Source organism: Gordonia sp. KTR9 (genome assembly GCF_000143885.2).
Classification (GTDB): Bacteria; Actinomycetota; Actinomycetes; order Mycobacteriales; family Mycobacteriaceae; genus Gordonia.
The window spans coordinates 1-20,184 of sequence record NC_018582.1 but is presented as its reverse complement, the minus strand read 5'-3'; the positions used below and the strand labels follow the sequence as shown (position 1 = coordinate 20,184).

Sequence of the window (20,184 nt, the reverse complement as noted above, 5' to 3'; positions counted from 1 at the left end):
GGGGCCGCTTTCCTGCGCGTAGGCCCCCGCCGTCGACCGCATTGTCAGACAACGCATATTGAGAACATCAGACCGTTGGCGCTGAGATGCCTGTTTCCTTGTACAGGCAGTTGAGTCCTGAGTTGTATTTCGTCACGGCTGGGTTATAGAGCTGCGCAAACCGGGCGAGGGACCCCTCGGCGGCGGCACCCTCGGCGGTCAGGAGGGTGTCGGATGCCTGCTGGAAGGACCTGATCGCCTCCTGAGCACGATCAGCGCAGTCGTTAACCTGCTTAGGGGTGGCCTCCAGGACGTCCCAATACGCTCCCAGCGACATCTCGATATCGATCAGCTTGACGCCCGCATTCGATGTCACGACTCCAGCTGCTCGGATCGAGTCCGCAAGCCCGGGCAGGTCCGAGATCGCATTCATGTTGTTGCGAATGAGGGCATCGTACTTCTCGACGAACGACTTCACCTCACCCAGCTCCTCCGCCTGTTGACGTCGTTGCTCCGAAGCTTGCTCTCTTTTCTCGATCGCACGCTGCCGATCCTGCTGCTCCATCTCGAGGGCGACGGGCGATCCTTCAGGAAGCCGTTCCCGAACCCCCGAGTCATCCGGCTTCGCGACTGAGAGTCTGATCGTAGTGTCGATTGGAACCGAGTCGCCTCCAGTGGGGCTCTGCTCTAGGACCACCCAGTTCGCATCCCGCAGTGGCTCGCGGTCGCTAACTGCATCACTGTCGTCGAACGTTTCGAACCCGGCGTCCTTGAGTATGTTGTGCGCGTCGTCGAGACGGTGCCCGGTGACGTCTGGGAGTTCCTTCGACTCGGCACTGCAGGCAGTCAGGCCCAACGCTAGTGCGGCGGTGAGGATGACAAGCACAGTGCGGCTTCGCATTGGCGCAGCATATCGAACGTAGTGGGACGCCATACGCCGTAGTGCGTGACTGCGAAGCATCGAGCCGATGGTTCGGGTGGCGCCGTCGGTGAGCTGCGTGGGACTGGCGAGCAGTGCCGTCTTTCGCCTGGAGTTCAAGCGAGCCGTGGGCCGTTGTGGCCGGTCAGCCGAAGCCGATCTGACCGCCTGCGTCTAGCCAGTCTTCGAGATGCTGGTCGAGTCGGCCGTCCTGCGCCATCGCCGTCACGAGGTCGATGTCGCTCACGCGCCATAGTGGTTCGCGGTCGGTGTTAAACAGCAAGTCGACGGTTCCATTGTCATCGCGGAGTGCTCCGGTCAGCCATGCCGCGATGAAGGTGCTTTCGGGCAGGCCGGTGAGTTTGGCTGCCTGTGGGAGAGTGCGAACGACGCGATGATCGCGAGCATCGTGTTGATCTCGCTGGGCTTGAAGCGCAGGGTGTAGCGGTGGTCGATCCTCGGGCCGTTCCCAGACATGTCCAGTGATTTGAACCATGCCGTCCTTCTCAACACCGATGATCCGTCCGGCGATTGCCGCCTGGATGTCGGCCTCTGTTGTGTTCCAATATCTCCGGGCGATGGCGGCAGGGTTGATCCAGCGAACGGATTGATCTCGGGGAATCACGATGAGGATCGTGTCAGGCCACTACGACATCTGATTCACCGATTCCGGAAGGCCAGCGCTATGCCGATGACAATCCCGCACGCACTGACCATCGACGACCCCGCCGCAGCCGTCGGAATTCTGCGCGCCTACTTCGGCGACCCGTACCCCGGAGCCACCTATACCGGCGCCTCGTTCGACGACTGGGACTCCACCGGCACACGAACCGCCGACGTGAACGTTTTCACCGCCGACGATTTCGTCGCTATAGGCCTCCTATCCGTCGACGCCGGCGCTGTTGCTGCCCGCACGCTGCTGCGTGACCGCCGCGACGACTTCAGCCAGCTACTCGCTGCAGTCGGTCCGGACCGAGATCTGGCGGACGAGCCAGGACCGATCGACCGCACGTGGCCGGCGTGGCGCCTTGAGACCGAACTTCTCGGCGTCCGGGGCATCGGCGTGACCATCGCAACCAAGCTGATTGCGCGCAAGCGGCCGAGGCTCTACCCGGTCTACGACACAGTCGTCGCGAAGGTTCTCAACACCCGAACAGCACACCTGGTTCCGATTCACACCGCGTTACGCACCGACCCAGATCTACGACGCCGCATCGTCGCCGCACGCGAGCACGCCGAACTCCCACCCACGGTCAGCGAGCTCCGCGTCCTCGACGTCATTGCGTGGATGCAGGGGGACGGATGATGCCGGGGTTTGAACGCAGGCAGGACCCCGACGACCTGGTATGGCCCGAAGGTCGGCCCGAAGCCGACCTAACTACCTGCATCTAAGCCAATCGTTAGGTTGCTGGTCGAGCCAGGGCGTCCCGTGCCATCGCCGTCGCATGTGGCGGGGCCGATCGCGCATACTTACACACTCCCGGTGCTGTCAGTCACTGTGCATACTCTTCAAACGAGATGATGGAGGAGGCAGTTGATGGCTGATGAGGTCGAGGTAGTCCATGACGGTGAAGGGCTGGCTGTCATCGGCTCCCCATCAGCTGTTGAACATTTCCTTAACTCGTTCGGGCTCTTGTCAGTCTCTCGGGAGCTTCGGCTCGACAAGCTAAGGTCCGCGCTCGATACCGGGTCGAAGGCGGCGGAAGCGGCAGCTAATATTTCCGAAAACGCAGGCCGGTACGTAAAACTCACAAAGGAGTCAGCCGAACACGTCAAGAAAATCGGCCTCATGCCGACGAAGACCAAGGGCATAAGTCACGCTATGCTCGGCGCTCCCGGCTCGATCAGCAAATGGATTCAGATCGAAGACGGACCGGCGTCCCTTCTCATGAACCCGGTTCTCCTTTCCAGTGTTGCCGGAACCATGGCTCAGCTCGCCCGGCAACACGAGACCAGGGAGTTAACGCACCTCCTTGTCGCGATCGATGGCAAGCTCGATGATGTGCGTCGCCGGCAGAGGGATGAGGTCCTCGCCAAGATGGACGGGGCCAGCTTCGTGATCGACGAAGCGATGGCAATCAGAGAGAATGGCGGCGACCGCCAAATTGCTTGGGACAAAGTTAAATCCGAGTCGAGTACGATCGCTACGGTCCAAGCAGATGCGCTCCGCGCCATCGAAGCACTCGCTGACAAGGCTAGCGAAACGGCGGGTGTCAAGGCCCTGGCGACAGCTACTCAGAAGATTGAGGCAGAGGTCGGAGTCTGGATGGCCGTGCTAACACGTTGCTTTCAACTTCAGAACGAGTTCGCGGATCTCGAACTCGACTATGTACTCCACACCGCACCGTCGTCCCTGGACGGTCATCGTCTCGGCGTCGTTGCGGCGTTGCAGGAGAGACGAAGCAAGCTCGTCGCAAGGACAACACACCTTCTGACCCGCCTCGATGAGGCCGGTGGTGTTGCTCAAGCGAACGTTCTGCTGCATGCCCGTGCGGCACGCACGGTAGTCAACTCGATCAACGCAGTCGGCCGCTCGATCGAAGAGTTTCATGTGCCGTTTGCAGGCGCGATTCATCGCGAGTCGTTGACTAACACCCGGTGGAGAGATGCGGTCCGCGACCCGAAGCAGTTGCGAAACGCCGCCGCCGAGGCCGGACCAAAGGTCGCAGGCCTAGGCGTAGTAGCACTCGCAGGCACAGGGGCGCTGATAGCGGCCAAGCTCGGTGACCAGAACGGTGAGTAACCCACAGGCAATCCAGGAGAGTTCAGTTAATCCATCGGGAATTTTAAGCCTTGTTGCGCTCATCTCGGTCGGAGGATGCCTTTCGGCATTCGACGAGCGACGTCCGCAGCGCATGGGCCCGGTGCGTCGTACCCGCTGACGGTTTGTAGATCGCATCCGGACTGTCGGCAGATTTAACAAAGTCGGTCCCGTAGGGACACTATGACAGTGACGCTCGAATGCGACTGTGGCAGATATTGCACGCGCACTCATGTTCGCAGCCAGAGGTCGCCCCACACCTTCAGTGCGGCTTCGGCGACCTCTGCGGCCGCATTGCCGAATTCTGTTGCGGTTTCTGCTGGGTGGGTGATGGCGTATATGAATGTGTCGCCGGGGTTTTCGATCTCGTAGCGGATAGAGTCCCAGACCAGTTCGAAGTCTGTTTGGGCTGCTTGTTCCCCGACGTATTGGTAGACGGTTGTCGCGATGCCGAACAGTCTTGCGGGGGCGTTGCCTCCGTCGCGGGCGAGGTCGGAGAACAGTCCAATAAGCATCGAGGTGGCCTTGGTCGCATCGCCCGCTCCTGCGGCGTTGACCAGCTGCCCGATCTTGTACGAGTAGGCGGCGGCCTTCCCGGCGAGGCCGTACTGTCCGACCAGTTTCACCGCGAGTTCTTCGATCTTTTCTGGTGAGGTGAAGTACTGCACCAGATTTGCGACCGCTTGGCCTGGTCGCGATTGTTGTACGGCTTCGACAACGTTCGCCGACGCTGTGTGCGCGCCGGCTTCGGTGAAGTAGTTCTGCCATCGCTGCCGCTCACCGGCTCCATAGAGGCCGGGGTTGCGGGTGTACTTGTAGTAGGCCCATCCCTGGTCGACGTCAGAGAACACGAGGACCGGCGCTCCTGGCTTCGGTCCGGTCGTTCCATCGGCGGCGGTGACCACCTCGGTGACGGCGCCGACACGCACGGTTGTACGGACGATTCCGCCGTTGCCGTCGTCGGACGTGATGGTGAAGCTGTCCTCGGACCAGCCTGTGTGACTGGGGGAGGCTGTGTAGGTGACCGTGCCGTCGGCATTGACAACGACGCGGCCGCCGTTGGATGTCGGGGACACGCTGTGCGTCACCGTGTCCCCGTCGGGGTCGGAGGCCACGATTGTGTAGGTCACGTGGTCTTCACCCACTGGCGAGTTCACGGTCAGGTCGATCTCCGGCAGTGAGTTGGCCGGGGGCCCCGTGTATTCGTCTAGCTGGGTGTGAATCGCGCCGTAGGTGAGTGTGCCGTCTGATCCCCGGAATGCGTTGAGGCCGATCGTGCCGAGTCGGACGGGCCTGCCCAGCTCGTCGCGCTCACCTTGCACCAGCAGGTACGTCGCGCGGGTGCCGTAGTCAGGACTTGTGAAGTAGTCGCTGTATACGAACTCGTAGGTCTCGCCGGGGTTGAGGATAATGGGGTCTTCGGCTTCTTCCGGGGGGCCGGACGTGCCGATGACGGAGCCGTTGGCGTCGGTGAGCCAGTAGGTGTCGATAGTAGGCGTGACCATGATGTCGCCGTCACTACCGTTGCGGATGACGATGACTCGGTCGCCGGTGTCGGCGTCGTATCGGTGTTCGTAGGTGATGCCTTCGCTCGAGCCATTCTCGTACGACACCGTCCACGGCCCGTTCGGGTCGAACAGGGTGTCGCTGGGGTCGATGGGATCACTGATGTCGAAGAAGCGGTCGTCAGGGTCGAAGGCCAGCCACCGGGTCTTCGGGATGGTGTCAAGGTAGCGATCGACTTGGCCGCCGTCGACGTACTCGATCGCCCCGCGCACGGGCGAGCTGTAGGCCTTTCCTTCCTCTGCGACTACGAATCCGAGTAGCGGTGTGCGGCCATCGTCGAGACGCTCGCCATAGACGACGTAGGTGGCTTGTTCACTGGTATCGAACGTGTGCGTCGACCCGGGTTCGATGATCACGAATTCGTCTGCCGTGTCACCGATACTCATGACGTAGTTGTATCCAGGGACATACTGGCCGTCGGGGCCGACCGAGGAAGTCGGGGTAATGCCGTTGTGGCGCCACACCGCGATCGCCTGGTCGCCGTCGTTGGTGATGGTCAGCGTGTCGTGGGTGCCGCCCGGCGCGAAGGACACGCCCCAGATGCGTGGGTTGGCCAGGACGTCGTAGCTCTGGCCAATCAGGCTGTCATCCGGGGTCATGAACCGGTTGGTCGGATCGGCGAGGCGCCACCAGTCGTAGGACCATAGCTGCGGAACTTGCAGCGGCACCTCGACGGTTACGGGCACAACTGTGGTGCCGCCGTGGTTGTCGGTGACCGTCACGGTGAAGTCGTCGGTGATCGGCCGGTTGATGGAGGTCCATCGATCGGGGGTGTACACCACGGTTCCGTCGATCCCAACCTCGACGGTGCCGTGCTGGGGGTTACCGGTCACCTGGTAGTACAGCGGGTCGCCGTCGGTGTCGGTGAAGTTCGGGGTGTAGACGATGATTCCGCGGTCGCCCGGCGTGGAGGCGTTGAAAGATCCTGTGGGGGCGGCGTTCTGTTTGGATACCTGTACTTCGGCGCTGGCCGAGCGTGTGCCGCCATGCCCGTCAGATGCGGTGACGACGACGATGTCGGTGTGTGCGCCGGCGTGCGCGTAGTCCGGGTCAGGACGGTAGGTGAAGGTGCCGTCGCCATTGTCGGTCACGGTGCCGTGGATCGCCGAGGCGGTGTAGGTGAGGGGATCGCCGTCCTCATCGGTGAAGTCGACGGTCACAATCGCCGAGCCGGTCTCGGGATCGACGACTCCGATGGTGATCGATCCGACAGGGGCGTGATTGACAGGTCCGGTAGCCCGCACCGGGATCGATGAGACGGTGTCGCCCGCCGGATTGGATGCTGGGGCGTAGTTCGGGTAGTCGAGGATGGTCCCGTACATCGCTGCGCTCGTGCCGGTTCCGCGGCCACCGGTGACCGTGAGTTGTCCGCCACCGGGGACAGCATTCCACGTCACCGAATCACCCGGGTCCACGATTTTGAACCCGATGGTTTGCCCGCCGAGGGTGGTCTGGGTGACAGCGATAGCGTGGTCACCATCGTTGTAGATGGTGACGGTGTCGCCGTTGCCGACCGTGTAACTGATGCCGGCGTCAATTGGGTCAGTGGGCACGAACGTCGGAGCAGTCTCACCGGGATTGTGAAAGAGATCCGACGGGTCGATGAGCCCGTAGTCGGGTGAATCGATTCCGTGAAGCGGTAATCCAACGAGTTGCCCGTCCACTGTGGCGGTGGGCAGGGAGGTGACCATGCCACTGGTTGGCTCGGTCTGAATCATGCCGATTACCACCATGGCGCCGTCCTGCTTGACGCCCTGAACGCGGTACATGTGCGACCCGAACAGGGTCCCGGGTTCAACACTCGCGGGGATGGTGTAGCTCCCACCCGGATGGATCACCACGAACGACGTGTCGTCGAGGTCGTACACATCGTGCACGGCGATGTCTTGGTCGCTGTTGTTGTGGATCGTGACCACGCCGTCGCCGCTGCTGGCGGGGATGCTGTAGGAGACCCCGGCAGGGGGTGCCAGGTAGATCGGGTCGGCCGTGATCGGTTCCCCGACATTGACGAAACGATCATCCGGGTCGCCGAAGGTGACCAGCGCGTTAGTGACGGCGACGACCGAACGGGCCAGGAAGGCCCGCACCGTGTCGTCGGTCATGTCGACCTCGGATGCTTCGCGATCCCAGGTGTGCTTTCCGAGAGTGAGTTCAGCAACCGTCGTTCTGGGTAGGAACATCTTGTCGCCCGGTCCTAGGAGACCGACGTAGTCTTCTCCGTTGCCGCGCGCACGACGATTGAGCACCGCGAACGCGACGGCACCCTGATTGAGAAGGACAAGTCCCTCGCCGCCGGGCCCGTCGGTGAGTCGGTAGAACAGTTGCCTGATCGGATTGTTTACGAGATCTGGCGCGTCGAAAACTACTGGCAGCGCTGGCTTGAAGTGCGCAAGGGCTGACGGCGCAACATCCGGCGCCGCGGTCTCTGCCACAGGCTCGTCAGGTGCGCCCTGTTCTGGAGGTACACCCGCATCACCGGCGTCACTGCTGGGCTGCTCGGACGCGTCTGAGGATGCCGGGTCGTCTCCGGATGCCTCCTCGCCCCATCCTGTCGAGGGTTGCTCGGCTGGTGGCGCATCGACATCGGCTGCGCCATCCGGTTGCTCGGTTGCTGCCGGACCCGAAGTCGGGGGGCTGGCGTCCGCACTGTCCACGCCAGAGGGCGGGAGGCTATCGGGAGACGAGTCTTGGTCACCGGCGTCGTGTTCAGAAGCGCTGCCGGTTGCTGGTTCGCCTGTCTCAGGGGTTGATACGTCGGTGTTGTCTGCTGGTGAGTCCTCGTCGGAGCTCGCTGAGGCATTCGGCTCGGTGTCGTCTGTGCCTGTGTCGGACGACGCCACCTGCGTGGTGCTTTCGGAGTCCTGGGCCGTCGTGGTCGAGGGGTCGGCGATGGCGAGGCCGATCGGAGCTGCAGCGAGGAGCGCGGCCGCGATTCCAGACGAGGCCACCACTCGCCGGGTCGCTTTCAGCTTGTTCATCGACGACCGCGACATCGGCTCTCTCTTTCCGCAGGTTCTGCGTGACACGTTGCGAGCGGGACGCTACCAGGGGGTTTGTCTATCAGTCGCGTCGAAAATGGGTCGGCACTCGGATTCACCCGATCGGTTGAATCGGACAAACGGCAGGCGGCGTTACTGCTCGGCGAAGGGTGGGTACCGACCGTCGACGTCCTTGACGAGCTTCATGTCGTCGCAGTGCTCGATGACAAGTTCAGCGGACAAGCAGTTGCTGCTGGTGAGTGTCCATCCCTCGAGGTCGGCATAGGGAATTGCTGACCAGGTGGTCGCGAGTTCGGCTTGCGAGGGCAGGCCGATGATTGTTCTAGTGTCGACGCCCGCCGATGAGGTGGAGTGCAGAAATAGCCTGTCGCCGAACAGCTTCACCCCCCGCAAGTCGAGGGACCCCACATCCTCACCACGACGATCAAGGACCGGTTTGCCAGTGTTGATGTCGTAGACCTGGAGGAGGTCTGAACCTTCCATGAGGAAGAAGTCCTGCGAGAGTTCGTACTCGGTTCCTGTGAAGTCGGTGTCAGCGACCGCGGGCAGAGTCTTGCCATCGGAGGTTCGGATGATGCGATTGCCGACGCGGAACCCGTCAGTGAAAGCAAGGAGCTTTCGCGAATCCAGCTGCTCGACGATAGGGGCGCTGGCAATGGTCTTTCCCGATCGCGCATCAACGATGTCGACCATCGCGGGGTTCTCGGTCTGGTAGATCGCGAGTGCCGTCGGCGTCGATACCCATGCCGGTTCGCCAGGACGGGCCCAGCTCGAGGTGAGGTCAGATGGACGCAGCACCTCTGTTCGCACCCCTTCCGCGTCCTCTCGCACCAGGAGCGGGACGCCGAAAGAGCTGCTACCCCGTATTTCTGCGCTGAGCGGTAGGTCGACGGAGGCTACTGGGGCCGCGCCGTCCAACGTCAGAAGATGGGCCCGCTTGTGATTTTTCAGCGGGGCAAGCCCCGAAGCGGGGGTTTGGGTGGCAACGACGTAGGCCACGCGGAGATCGCCGCCGTCGCGGGTCACCACGCATTGGCTCGTTTGGAGTTCTTCACCGGCCGGGACGGCCGGAAGTGACGCTGTCTTGAAGCTCCCGGTACTGGTGTCGAAAACACGCGGTTCTGGGGGAGTTTGGCCGTTATAGACCACTTCCCCGTCGCAGTGTTGCGAGATCGTGCCGGCCGAGATCGTGTATTCACCCTGATCGTCCGGAACGGCAACGGAGGCCGCGGCCGTCACGTCTGACGACGGACTCGATGTCGTCGGCCCAGACGACTGTCCCGACGGGCGCGCCGACGCGTCGGTCGGCGGGGCATCGGGTGTCGACTCCGAACACCCGGCGAGGACTACAACCAGCGACACGGTCCCAACCCAGCGACACCACGAACTCCTGTTCCTTGTCGTTCGAGAAACCTGGGCGAGCTGCGACGCTGGACTCATGGGCGGGATCATAGCGACGCTAGGCAAAGAAATCGCCGAACTGTGGTGCTATATGTCCGATTTCACTACCATCTCGCTCATGACTGCTCCTATCGCACTGTCGCGCACACTCATCGTTGGAGCAGTGTGCGGCGTCGGCTTGTTCCTCTCAGCACTCACCACGCCGCCAGCGTCTGCCGCCCCCACCGGTTGCGTGGCCGGATCGGCAATTGTCGCCGCCGCGTCCTACTGCACTGGCGGGGCCGGCGAACACCGAGTCCAGGCCGCCTGCCTCACCTCATCTCTCGCAGCCACCCTGCTCACCGCATCCGGACCATGGAAGGAACCCGGGCAACTGTCTGTGGTGACTATCGGAGCCCCGACCAACGGCGGCAGCTGCATTCTGCCTGTCTTCGCCACCACCGAGGCGCGATAAGACACGGAGCTTATGGCGGCTCGCCTACGCGGCCGCTGGGCGAGCTGACAAATCCAGCTCATACGACTCGTCGCGACACGGAGAACAACCACTGACTGCGCTAGGATTCGTTGCCTCCCTTGCGGTCAGTAACGACATATCCGCCGTTGACGATGAGCTACACGACGGGCACGTGAGTACCGGAGTTCGGGCCGCCCCGAACAGATGACATCACCTGCTGCGGGTTGGTGCGCACGACGCAATCATAAGGGAGTCCTACGAGCGTGACGACATTTACGAAAGCTACGTGTTTCATTGCCGCAGCGGCCATCTTCCTCGCCGGCTGCGGATCAGCAGACACCGACGCAGCACCCGGCAACGGCCAAGCGTCAGCACCACCTGGTGACCCAAAAATGGTCGAGTACCAAGCTGAGGTGGTCGGTGCTGACTCAGTGACCGTCGAGTTCACAACAGATAGCGGAACAGTGTCCGAGAACCTGCCTCCGACGTCCACCGACGACACTCGCGTCAAGCTGACCACAGAGTCAGGGGCCATGATCGACTCCCAACACGGCTTTATCGGTTGGACGTCAGCCCAGTATCCATTGGGCGAGGGCCAGTCACCGGCGATCACGATCACTGCCAATGGACGTGCCGCCATCGCTACGTGCCGTATAAAGATCAACGACAAGTCGGCCGGAGTCGCCGGAAACGCAGCAGCTTACGACGCTGCGCAGGAGCCCTACAAGTCGACCAAGGCTCAACGCGGTGTTGCCGTGGCGACCTGCCCAGTGCCGACGAATTAGAGCCCGAACAGCCGGTACGTCAACCTCGCCACGAGGTCTCCCGCGTCTAGAGGTGGGGTCCCAGACGCTGTCAGTGCACGGACTCGGAGTTCTCCGGTGAGCTACGAAGACGCGAGCAACCAAGGAGCACTGTGACCGGAGCTCAAACCGCTCGGTCGAGTGGTACACCAGCAGCGCCTAGGAGATGCATCGCCACTGCGACTTGCAAGACTCCGGTGACGATGACGTTGGCTTCTATATCAACCCCAACGACGAGGAAAGCAACGAACTGGACCGCCTGGCGCGGGTGAGCGCCGAGGATATATATCGTTGCGCTTCTTTGGTAGCCGTGGCTCGCCCGCTCGCGCGACAGGCGCTGCGACGTTCAGCCGCAGCTAGTACGACCTCCGCCCGAGTCGCCATTTCATCCACAGGACTGCCGCGCGTCACATTCCGTCACGTGACGAACACCTATGTCATCGGTGCTCGAATCCTACTCTGCCGCAGCCCCTTTGAAATGCCGATAATGTACCTTATGTCAGGTAATCCTGACGGGCATCAAAACAGTGTCTGGTTATCCTGACGATGTGGGTCTACCCTATCTGCATGGGCTGGATGCACGAGAGCGACACGCACTTACACGAGGCGGCGTTGGTGGCCGTGTTCGAGGACGGGGCCGTGAGCCACGGGTCGACCATGGTCGAAGGCGTGGACTACGAGACTGTCGAGACCGGCCGGTACCGGGACGAGGATCGTCGACGGCCGTCGGCCGAGATCGTCGGCTGGCTGTTGACCTGCGATTGCGCCCGCCGATCGAGTTCCGCTGTGTCGAGCTGGACCGATCCTGTCCAGTGGGCGCGGGTCCCCTCAGTGTCGCTGGAGGACCTCACCAGCCATCGCGTGTTCGCCCCCGACACCGACCTCGACGTCAACGTGCGGCGTGAGGTCGCAGAGGCCGCCCAAGCGGTGTGGCGGCGTGAGCATCTCGACCCTATCGACGTCGACTACGAGATCCGGACCGCCGCAGATGCCCGCAAGAACGCCGACGCGCAACTCGACGCCGCAGTGGCAAAGGCCCGCCGACTGGGTCGCTCGTGGGCCGATATCGGGGCGGCGGCCGGCATGACCCGACAATCAGCGAATGAGCGTTGGAAAGGCCGTGGGTGACCATCCGGTCACCTGTAGTTCCCGTGCGATCTCGGGTTACAGCGAGAAACTTTCCCCCACGAAGTCGTGTTGAAGCGCATCCGCCAGCAGTCGGCGGATGCGCGTCCTCTGATGAGGGTTGTCTCGGCAACCTGCGACTATGGCCTCCCGAGCGTCAAGAAGCCACCGTTCGGACTCGCTGCCGTCGAAACTCTTTCGAGATAGATCATCTATCTGTTGCTGGCTGGGGGCATCAGATTCCACATATCCCGCGTCGATCAACGCAGCCAGCAGCGAGGCTGACGCTGCGCGCTCCTCGTCAGGACTACCAGCGCTCGGCGTGCTTCCGGCTTGCGTGACGTACTCCTCGAGCAGCCGCGTCGCGCGTGCTCCGTCCGGACCTAAATCGGCCGCTGCTATACCGTTCAACAGTGCGCGCAGTGATCCCGACTTCTTGTCGGCTATGGACGCATCGATCTCCCGCCAGACTGTCTGGCGTAGATCGTCGGACGATGTCATGCACGAGATCAAGACATCCGCGAGCCTAGTAATATGGCTGCCAGTTGGCCCCTCCGCGAGCTTAAGGGCTGTGATAATCAGCTTCTTCTCGTACCGGGGTGTTTGCGCAGCGAATCCGTCATCGAGAGCGTCCAGAGCGAGAAGTGCGCCCGGTAGGACGAGGCGGTTCACTGCACTGCTGTGATCGACATCGTCGAGTGTGCCGATGATTTGATCGCGCAGCTCAAGCCGTTCTGAGAAGACATGGCCCGCGGCAAGTAGCCAGGTGTGACGCCAATGCGCGGACGGCACGAGTTGCGCGAGCCTGTTGGTGGCATCCTCGCGGCTCATGAGAGAGCGCGCCGCGAAGAACTCTGCAAGGCTTCGAACCTCGAAGGCCACTCCGTCCTGTCGCGGAACGAGTAAAACCAGACGGTGTTGAGCGAGGTGAAGAATCTTGGCGATGAGGTCGTCCTGATCTGGGTGTTCTTCGGCCTCCAGGATCTGGCGGGCGGTTGCTTCGAGTTGTGTCACCGGCAAGATAGAGTCCGCTTCTCCTGCGTGTTCCGCACGAGCGTGGATGGCGAGGCCGCATTGCTGGTGAAGCTGCTCGAGTTGAGGGCGATACGTCTCTAGCAAATTTCCGATGCCTTTTGGCTTGCCACATTCTCGAGCGTAAATGACCTCGTAATAGGCTTTGAAAAGTGCATACCGACTTGCCGGAGCCCTGCGGCGTTGTTCGAGCAGGAGGCTCAGTATTGTGACCTGAAGCGGCGAGGTCATCAGTCTTGCGGTGTCGACCACGCGTGATGCCTCACGGAGCCGACCTAGCGTCGTGTCTTGGCGATCTGGATCCTCTGGGAACCTTGTTTTCACAAGCCGGGAGGCATAATGCAGGGCGTCATCTGCCGTCAATGGTGCCAGATGTAACTCCTCGTAACCGATCTCGTCGTCGCGTTCGAACCCGATGGGACGTGACGTGCAGACCGTTAACACGTCTGCCTGCAAAGCGGCCATCTCGGTGAGAAAATCAAAAATCCGACCCGAAACCTCTGCCCGGTTATCCGCAGATGCTACTTCGTCCAAGCCATCGAGTACGACCAGAAATGGCCATACGCCCATCAGCGATTCGATTCCAGAAACACTGATTGGGTTAGAGGCGCGCAGGTTGATCTGGTCAACAATGTGTTGCAGCAGCGTCATTTTCGAGTTGGTACTGACGGCGTCGGCGAACGTGCTTAGAACGATTCGTACGGGAAGCCGGTGCAGCGTCGGAGTTGGCAAACCCTCTTCATCGAGGGCCTTGCGGATCTTTATCGCCATTTCGACGGTAGGCTGTGGGACCCTGCCAGCTGCTTCTTTTTGAATCAGCGCTACTCGGTAGATCTGGCACAGCAGTCGCGACAGCGTCGACTTGCCTGAGCCTGGGCCTCCCAGAACGACCAGCCGGTCGTGTTCGGGTGGGCGAAGGTTCGGGGCGAGAACCTGGTCGGCCCGGTCGACGAGAAACTTCAGTGCCCTCGTCGACGTGTTGCGTGAACGAGATGGGATAGTTGGGAGGTCGACTGCGACTGCGGCAAGGGACAGCGGAGTGTTGACCTTGTCACCTGACTCCCCAAGCTCGATTGGGGTGTCCGTCTTGAGCGCTCGGGCAACGTGTCCGATCCAAGCTCGGGCGACCCGCTCATCGGTTTGCACGACATGGTCGTATAGCCGAGAAAGCACATCACCCGGTAGCACCAGATCGGCGTATCGGCGGGAAATCTCGGTGTTTTTCTCTAACGTCCGATCAAGATAGTCTGCGTGCCAGATGGCGTAGTCTTTGAAGCGTGGCATTCCGATCTTGCGAACTCCCCTGTCCGGAGGCGGGAGTTGCTCGGTCAGGTCCCGATAGTGCTCGATGAGTTGCTTAAGCCGATCTAATCCGCCGTTCTCCTCCACCGACGTGAGCGGAATGTTGGTTGCGATAACTAGATAGTCTGGCTGGTTCCGATGCCGCTTCTTCTTACGACTTACCCAGGATTGAAGTTCGGTGGTGACCTGTTGAAAGAACCATTTCTGGTCTGCGTGTGTGGTTTCCAGCCGCTCCTTGTATTTGGCTTGGATGACGCCGTAACCATTCCACTCCGCCTTGCCCTCCATCTGGACCTTGCCGTTGAAGGTCGCTTCGCGGCCCCCATCGGGGCCGGCTCCGAAAATCTGTACCCCAGGCCCTAGGTTGGCGAGCGCCAACGCCTGAACTAGGTGTTCAAAGCGGCCGCTACCCAAGCGAGTGAGGTCGTAGTTCATGGAGGCAACGCTACTGCCCGGCCCGGCAGCGGGGCATAAGGCGTACCGCGGTAGTGGTGGTACCGACACCGCCGCGCACGCACCTCAATCTCAGATCAGTTCGTCGGAGCGAACGCGGCCGGCAGCTACCGGCGACGGCTTGGGCGAGGCGGTTCGTGTCGCACATCTGACTAGAGTTCGCAGATATTCTCCGGCCAAAGGCCGAGATTGTCGGGGGGTTGCTGAGTGCGATTGTGCCCGCTGGAACAGTTCGGAGATGTCGACCCGCCCGAGTGGTCTGACAGCGTGAGCATCTCGACCTATCGACGTCGGCGAGATACGGGCCACGGCGAAATACAGGGTATCGGCACCTGGTGCCCGGTACCCCGTATTTTCACGTTCCAGCACGCCCAAGCCGCCGACGGCAGGCAGACCCGCCAGAGTCCGGTCATCCACGTGAACCCGCCGCGTGAGGCAGGATTCGTCTGGTTCGCAGTAACCCGCCTCGAAACGCACCCACGGTAGGCTATGTGGCAACCGACCGCAGTGCGGGAGGGCGGCAGCGCAGCGCAGCGGAGACGTTTGGGGGTGGAAGTGGTTACCTGCTCGGGTAGTCCTCGGCCCGGTAGACGCTGGGCAGTGTGAGCAATGAGCTGAATACGGCGTCGGGGTCGCTGGTGCCGAGGGCGGCCGCGGCGCGGGTTGTCGTGGCGATCAGGACCTCGTCGTCGATTGCCCTGGTGAAGGTGGCATGATCGCGCATCCTGTTGGAATCCGCGGTGACGTCGAAGGTCAGGAACCGTTCGAAGTTGTCCTGCAGGTGCACGACTCGGATTGGTTCAGCTTGGTGGGGTCGTATCCGCGGGGAGTCCACCCCGGTGACCCGCCATCCCAGGCGAGCGTCGATCAGGACAGTGAACGGGTAATTTTCCAGGAATCCCCATTGCGGTGTCCGTTGCCGCTGCCAAAAGCTCGCACCCACCTACAGGGCTCATCCCCTTGCGTCGATCGGGATATCACTACTGCTGCGCACCGACGCTGTCATACGCCACCGACAGGCTGCTCCCCCAGGTGTTCGAGCGAGGTTCTGTACACCTCGGGACTGTCCTTGAGACAGTGAGAGCGTGAGCCCGTCAACTCGTCCTGGCCGCGCATGGTTGGAAGAACGCACTGAGCGTCTGATCGAGATGGTCAACGACCGCGGCATGACCATGACCGACCAAGCAGCGCAACAGCTTCTCACCGAACGCGTGCAGGCCGTCGCCGAACGCATGCGCGTCGGTGTCCGGCAGGCGCAGACCTACTTGACCGACGAGGCGCTCGCCGGTGTGGTCGACAGCATGGTCGAAACCCTGGCCGATGAGGCACCCGGGGCCGACCTGGTCACCGAACCCAGAACCACCGCGCTGACCGTCGGCACCCTCGGGCGGCTGATCGCGGGGCTGGCTGAGGTCGCTCTGCTCTACACCGACCCCACCACTGCCCTGCCGGCCAACGAGCGCGTGGGACGCACTCACGAGGTCCTGACTCTGCTCTCGGTGACTGGGCTCATCCAGGCCGACACCTCATCAGGTAGCGGGTCGGTGCCGGCCCCACCGGCCCTGTTGACCCGTATCGCTCGGATCCTGACCACCGCAGCCGAGCACACCGACAACACCGACCTGGCCGCAACGCTGCGCCGCGATGCCATGCGCGCCTCCGGCTAGTGGGTCTGGCGTGTAGCCGCCCGGTGCGGCTACACTTGCAGATGCCCAGGCAGTAGCTGTGGGAAGTGACCCGGCAGCCATCCGGACGGTTGGTGAGCCGGGTTTCGCGCTGTCTGGGGCCGGTTCAGGCTCGGACCGTCGTTATCGAGCCGATGATTGGCTCCACGCGGCGGCGCCACTCCCCTCCTTTGGCGTAACACCACACAACGGCGTCGGATACCCACAGCAGGGGTTCTTCTTGGGGCCGGCAGTGATGGTAGGCCAGGTCAGGGATGCCGTGCCGACGGACCGCGCTGTAGAGGTAAGCGCGGTCGGCGGCGATGAGGCTGTCGTCTTGTTCGATGGTGAGTCGGGTAGCCGCGAGTCTGGAAAGGTCGAGCACTACGGCGTCGAGTGCTGCTTGTCGGCTTCGTCGCGCGTCGCGGATGCTGGTGGTGTCGTAGACCGCGACGGTGAGCTCGAGTTCGCAGATCGTGGAGCAGATTTTGCGGCGTCGGGGGTCGGACTCTTTGGTGAAGTGGATGCGCCGCTGCCCATTTGCCCGCAGCGCGTGCAGAGCTTTGCGGCTGTCGTTGAGCGCTCGGGGGTCGGCGACGGTGCATGCCACGACGAGGCCCCGAACCTTGCTCTCGTCGACGAACCCTTGCATCCGAGGGACGCTACCAACACCGCAGAGCGGTGCCGCGCTCCCCGGCGCGTGAGGGGCGCACAGTTATAGCTGCTCAACGCTCGCCCCGGTTTCGGCGGCATACGTGTGGGCGTCGTTGGACTCGTCGGCGGTGAAGGTGCGGATGTCGCTGGGCCGGCCCGGCGGTCGCACGATGAGTGTCAGGTCGGCCAGCTCGACGCGGCCGCGTTTGGGCGCGACGCGGTTGGTGGGGCCGACCCCATCGTTGTTCTCGGTCATTGCGGCTCGTCGTCCTCTCTCGGTTGCAGCGCTTCGGGCGGCACCCACATGGTGATCGTCGCCTTGGAAACCTGATTGGCGCTCTTCACCGGCATCTGACATACCCCGCGCCACAGGCCGTTTGAAGTCTGGAGCCAAGCCAAGAGGAACGCCGGCATGGTCGGCCCGATCCGGGCGCCGGACGCGCGAACTCGCAGTGACACTCCCCCACCGGCCGCATAGGAACGTCCGCACGACGGGTCCGCGATCGCCATGTCGATCAGCACGGGCCTGGGTGGGTCGAACACACGCAGTGTTCGGGTGTCGGGCCAGTGGTCGAACATGCACAAAGTCTAGCGCGCACCTCGAACTAGTGTTCGATTCAGCGTGTAGCCTATCCGAGTAGGCGGGGGTGCGCCTGGAACGGGAAGTCCGGGACCGCACGCACCCCCGCCGCTCCTGTACTCACGGGTCCGGAGGCAGCTACGGCACGACTGTGCGTTGACGCGGCGCGCGCACTCCGCCTCTCTCCCGGCGTGCGCGCTGGACCGCGGGCTGGCGTGCGTCAGTGGGCGTCGACGAGCACAGGCTGATCCGCCGTGTGCACACGCTCGCCGTGCGCCGGCATGTCGAGGGTGCATTCGGCCGCGAGGTCGCGCCACCGGCCGATCGTGGTTCTGTGCACGCCGGTGAGATCGGCGGTCTGCTCGCGATGGACTCGGAGTCGCTCGGCGACGAGCACGCGCGCGACCACACGGTCGTCGTTGCGCAGTCGGCCTCGACTGCACACCAGTCGGGCCAGGTCGAGGTCGGCGTCAGTGATCTGTGCGTCGAGGTCTGCCAGGTTGAGGGGCGAGGTGTCTGCGTCGTCTTGTGCACTGTCGGGCTGCGCGTGCGGTTCTGTCGGTGCGCTGACCTGCGAGCGTGCATGGGGTGCACTGTCCACGGTGTCGTGCTCGACGTCCGACATCGGGTCGTGTGCTGTTGCTCCCCCGCCGGCCCAGACGTGCATGACGAGCCCGTGGATGCTCGCCAGCAGCGCCAGGGGCGCAACGATCGCGATCGCCACGGCCATCAGGCCGTGCATAACACCCTGGTCGCTAGCAAGGAATGCGTGACCAGCGTTGCCGGCAACACTGACAGTGCTCGAAATCGCAAGCATCGCGAAGTGGTACCGCTTGCCGGCGTCGTCGCGGCGTTTGGTCGCGACGTAGACACACCAGGTGGCTTGGAGAATGAAGACATCGATCACGACGGGCAGGAGCCAGGTCAACCGGTCCGGGATGGCCCCGGACATGCGGGCGAGATCGCTCAGTGCCGTGAAGCTCAAAGTGAATGAGGCCGCGACAACGATGAGGCTCAGGATGACTGCGGTGGCCACACTGGCGGTGGTTAACGCGCCTTCGGCGGTGTTGCGGGCGTGGGTAGGGTCGGACATAGATCAACAGCTCCATTTCTGTTGGTCGTCGGTCCTGGTGGTGCTCCAATCACCACCAGGACCTCTTTAACTCCCCCCGTCAGGCGGCAGGCCTGACAAAGATCAAACGTTGTGTAGTTGTGCAGTTACAACGTTAGTGGCGGGGCCGGCCTGGCTTCGTGTGTGCGGTTGCGGCACTCTCGGCGCGGATTGCCTCGATGACCTGCTCTGGCGTCATCTCGTTCATGAGCTTGCGGACGGCATATCGTGCGATAGCGCTGCGTGAGTCGATTCGGGGCTTGGTGCGGCGGCCGGCGATGCTCACCTCTTCCAGCCAGTCGTCGGTCGGCTCGTCGAAGTAGATCGTGCTCGGGCCGACAGTGCGTCCCGTCGTGCTCGCCGCACGCGGCGGGGGTGGTGCGGGTGCCGCAGGCTGCTTCTTCTTGGTAGGTGAAGTGACCTGCACGGCCGCTGGGGCGTTGGCTGTGGTGTCAGGCTGCTCGGGTGCCGGTGCCGGTTCCGGGGCCGTGGCCGGTGCGGCAGAGACAGCGGGGGCTTGGTGCCGCGGTGGTGGCATTGAACGTGCCCGCGCACGCTTCTGTCGAGCCTGGGCCATGTCATCGAGTCCACTCATCGGACGTACTCCTGGACGAACTTTGCGGTCTTTTCGTATGCCTCGGCGACAGGCTGCAGCGCCTTTGCCGGCGGGTTCTCTGAGGTGATGGCGATCCTCTTTGTCCGTCGTTCCACCGCAACTGCTCGAGGAATCGGCGGGCCAACCTGGACCGGGGTGCCTTCGACCGCCCTCGCGAGCCTTCTGAGTTCCGCCTCAGGCGGAACAGGCGGGATCATCGTGGGCGAGATGATGAGCGGATAGTCCGGCATGTCGTTGATCAGTTCCTCCGTGGCCGTCAGATCCAGGTTTCGGAGTGGGGTTGGCACGATGACGGCGTGAGCGACGCTGAGGGCACCAGCCGCAGCTGGGGAGATCCCGGGGTGGGTGTCGACGATGACCCATTCTGTGTCCCACTCCCCCGCCCATCGTTCAAGAGCGTCGGCCACGACGTCGTGCTGTGGCATCTGGTCGTAGAGGTCGGGGTGGCCGGGAACGAGACGTGGTTTGCCGTGCCCTTTCAACGGACGCGGGGTGCGGCCGCTTTGGAGTGCATCGAGAATGGGGATGCGGAGCCGGTCCAACGGCCGATACCCCCACTTGCCGGTCACTCCCCCACCGTCATGCTCGAAGTCGACCAGGACCGCATCGAGGAGGTGAGCGAGCTCATAGGCTCCCGTACTCTTCCCCACCCCGCCTTTTCGGGAGTGGTGCACGACGATCTTTGCCATTGCGATCCTCCATCGTTGGAACGTTGTGACTGCACAATGCTGGAACGTACTCCGGCACTTGAACGCTGGAACGTTC

The 20,184-nt window shown here is 62.7% G+C and carries 17 protein-coding genes; 5 read left to right on the top strand and 12 right to left on the bottom strand.

Annotation, left to right across the window (positions count from 1 at the left end; translation table 11 throughout):
- Window positions 1-67: 67 nt before the first annotated feature.
- Together KTR9_RS25175 and KTR9_RS25170 are read right to left on the bottom strand one after the other, a co-directional pair.
- A complete protein-coding gene (locus KTR9_RS25175; RefSeq protein ID WP_158409765.1) occupies window positions 68-880 on the bottom strand; it encodes a PASTA domain-containing protein in 813 nt (270 codons plus the stop codon).
- Window positions 881-1,043: 163 nt separating this feature from the next.
- Window positions 1,044-1,523 carry a hypothetical protein gene (locus KTR9_RS25170; RefSeq protein WP_014928787.1) on the bottom strand — a complete coding sequence of 160 codons (480 nt, stop codon included), beginning with the start codon at window positions 1,521-1,523 and terminating at the stop codon, window positions 1,044-1,046.
- A 66-nt stretch (window positions 1,524-1,589) separates the two neighbouring features.
- Here KTR9_RS25170 and KTR9_RS25165 point away from each other — a divergent pair, with 66 nt between their 5' ends.
- Together KTR9_RS25165 and KTR9_RS25160 are read left to right on the top strand one after the other, a co-directional pair.
- Window positions 1,590-2,204 (top strand): DUF6308 family protein, encoded by a 615-nt coding sequence (locus KTR9_RS25165; protein ID WP_148281329.1) that lies wholly within the window; start codon window positions 1,590-1,592, stop codon window positions 2,202-2,204.
- A gap of 231 nt (window positions 2,205-2,435) precedes the next feature.
- Complete coding sequence (locus tag KTR9_RS25160) at window positions 2,436-3,641, top strand: hypothetical protein (RefSeq protein WP_014928785.1); 1,206 nt, start codon at window positions 2,436-2,438, stop codon at window positions 3,639-3,641.
- Between the two features lie 248 nt (window positions 3,642-3,889).
- Here the strand turns inward: KTR9_RS25160 and KTR9_RS25155 are convergent, their stop codons facing one another.
- Both KTR9_RS25155 and KTR9_RS25150 read right to left on the bottom strand, forming a co-directional pair.
- Window positions 3,890-8,203: an Ig-like domain-containing protein gene (locus KTR9_RS25155; protein WP_148281328.1), complete on the bottom strand. Its 4,314-nt coding sequence runs from the start codon at window positions 8,201-8,203 to the stop codon at window positions 3,890-3,892.
- Window positions 8,204-8,356: 153 nt separating this feature from the next.
- Window positions 8,357-9,463, bottom strand: a complete 1,107-nt coding sequence (locus tag KTR9_RS25150) for a hypothetical protein (protein ID WP_049942633.1) — start codon at window positions 9,461-9,463, stop codon at window positions 8,357-8,359.
- Window positions 9,464-10,342: 879 nt separating this feature from the next.
- Between KTR9_RS25150 and KTR9_RS25140 the strand changes: the two genes are divergently transcribed.
- Window positions 10,343-10,864, top strand: coding sequence for a hypothetical protein (locus KTR9_RS25140; protein WP_014928781.1), 522 nt, complete (start codon window positions 10,343-10,345; stop codon window positions 10,862-10,864).
- Window positions 10,865-11,449: 585 nt separating this feature from the next.
- Complete coding sequence (locus tag KTR9_RS27780) at window positions 11,450-12,010, top strand: hypothetical protein (RefSeq protein WP_193363306.1); 561 nt, start codon at window positions 11,450-11,452, stop codon at window positions 12,008-12,010.
- 36 nt (window positions 12,011-12,046) lie between these two features.
- Here KTR9_RS27780 and KTR9_RS25130 read toward each other — a convergent pair whose 3' ends face one another.
- Both KTR9_RS25130 and KTR9_RS25125 read right to left on the bottom strand, forming a co-directional pair.
- Complete coding sequence (locus tag KTR9_RS25130; RefSeq protein WP_014928779.1) at window positions 12,047-14,776, bottom strand: NACHT domain-containing protein; 2,730 nt, start codon at window positions 14,774-14,776, stop codon at window positions 12,047-12,049.
- 577 nt (window positions 14,777-15,353) lie between these two features.
- Window positions 15,354-15,581 (bottom strand): hypothetical protein, encoded by a 228-nt coding sequence (locus tag KTR9_RS25125; protein ID WP_044508585.1) that lies wholly within the window; start codon window positions 15,579-15,581, stop codon window positions 15,354-15,356.
- A gap of 379 nt (window positions 15,582-15,960) precedes the next feature.
- On the opposite strand from KTR9_RS25125, the gene KTR9_RS25120 reads away from it, so the two are divergent.
- Window positions 15,961-16,461 (top strand): hypothetical protein, encoded by a 501-nt coding sequence (locus KTR9_RS25120; protein ID WP_070415664.1) that lies wholly within the window; start codon window positions 15,961-15,963, stop codon window positions 16,459-16,461.
- 124 nt (window positions 16,462-16,585) lie between these two features.
- Here the strand turns inward: KTR9_RS25120 and KTR9_RS25115 are convergent, their stop codons facing one another.
- The 6 genes from KTR9_RS25115 to KTR9_RS25090 all read right to left on the bottom strand — a co-directional run bounded on the left by KTR9_RS25115 (window position 16,586) and on the right by KTR9_RS25090 (window position 20,108).
- Entirely contained in the window at window positions 16,586-17,110 is a 525-nt protein-coding gene (locus tag KTR9_RS25115; RefSeq protein WP_044508583.1) for a hypothetical protein, read from the bottom strand.
- 63 nt (window positions 17,111-17,173) lie between these two features.
- Entirely contained in the window at window positions 17,174-17,368 is a 195-nt protein-coding gene (locus tag KTR9_RS25110) for a hypothetical protein (RefSeq protein ID WP_014928774.1), read from the bottom strand.
- The gene (locus KTR9_RS25105) at window positions 17,365-17,691 is read right to left on the bottom strand and encodes a hypothetical protein (protein WP_014928773.1); all 327 of its coding nucleotides are present in this window, start codon (window positions 17,689-17,691) and stop codon (window positions 17,365-17,367) included. The genes KTR9_RS25110 and KTR9_RS25105 overlap by 4 nt, the downstream gene beginning before the upstream one ends.
- Window positions 17,692-17,912: 221 nt before the next feature.
- A complete protein-coding gene (locus tag KTR9_RS25100) occupies window positions 17,913-18,785 on the bottom strand; it encodes a DUF2637 domain-containing protein (protein ID WP_014928772.1) in 873 nt (290 codons plus the stop codon).
- Window positions 18,786-18,918: 133 nt separating this feature from the next.
- Window positions 18,919-19,398 carry a hypothetical protein gene (locus tag KTR9_RS25095; protein ID WP_014928771.1) on the bottom strand — a complete coding sequence of 160 codons (480 nt, stop codon included), beginning with the start codon at window positions 19,396-19,398 and terminating at the stop codon, window positions 18,919-18,921.
- Window positions 19,395-20,108 (bottom strand): ParA family protein, encoded by a 714-nt coding sequence (locus tag KTR9_RS25090; RefSeq protein ID WP_011161105.1) that lies wholly within the window; start codon window positions 20,106-20,108, stop codon window positions 19,395-19,397. The genes KTR9_RS25095 and KTR9_RS25090 overlap by 4 nt, the downstream gene beginning before the upstream one ends.
- Window positions 20,109-20,184: the final 76 nt, after the last annotated feature.

Bases quoted from the DNA above. Each gene is read 5' to 3' on its own strand.
- KTR9_RS25120 (WP_070415664.1), top strand. From the start codon at position 15,961: ATGACCATGACCGACCAAGCAGCGCAACAGCTTCTCACCGAACGCGTG.
- KTR9_RS25175 (WP_158409765.1), bottom strand. From the start codon at position 880: ATGCGAAGCCGCACTGTGCTTGTCATCCTCACCGCCGCACTAGCGTTG.
- KTR9_RS25115 (WP_044508583.1), bottom strand. From the start codon at position 17,110: ATGCAAGGGTTCGTCGACGAGAGCAAGGTTCGGGGCCTCGTCGTGGCA.
- KTR9_RS25155 (WP_148281328.1), bottom strand. From the start codon at position 8,203: ATGAACAAGCTGAAAGCGACCCGGCGAGTGGTGGCCTCGTCTGGAATC.
- KTR9_RS25165 (WP_148281329.1), top strand. From the start codon at position 1,590: ATGACAATCCCGCACGCACTGACCATCGACGACCCCGCCGCAGCCGTC.
- KTR9_RS25160 (WP_014928785.1), top strand. From the start codon at position 2,436: ATGGCTGATGAGGTCGAGGTAGTCCATGACGGTGAAGGGCTGGCTGTC.
- KTR9_RS25110 (WP_014928774.1), bottom strand. From the start codon at position 17,368: ATGACCGAGAACAACGATGGGGTCGGCCCCACCAACCGCGTCGCGCCC.
- KTR9_RS25100 (WP_014928772.1), bottom strand. From the start codon at position 18,785: ATGTCCGACCCTACCCACGCCCGCAACACCGCCGAAGGCGCGTTAACC.
- KTR9_RS25130 (WP_014928779.1), bottom strand. From the start codon at position 14,776: ATGAACTACGACCTCACTCGCTTGGGTAGCGGCCGCTTTGAACACCTA.
- KTR9_RS25095 (WP_014928771.1), bottom strand. From the start codon at position 19,398: ATGAGTGGACTCGATGACATGGCCCAGGCTCGACAGAAGCGTGCGCGG.
- KTR9_RS25105 (WP_014928773.1), bottom strand. From the start codon at position 17,691: ATGTTCGACCACTGGCCCGACACCCGAACACTGCGTGTGTTCGACCCA.
- KTR9_RS25090 (WP_011161105.1), bottom strand. From the start codon at position 20,108: ATGGCAAAGATCGTCGTGCACCACTCCCGAAAAGGCGGGGTGGGGAAG.
- KTR9_RS27780 (WP_193363306.1), top strand. From the start codon at position 11,450: ATGGGCTGGATGCACGAGAGCGACACGCACTTACACGAGGCGGCGTTG.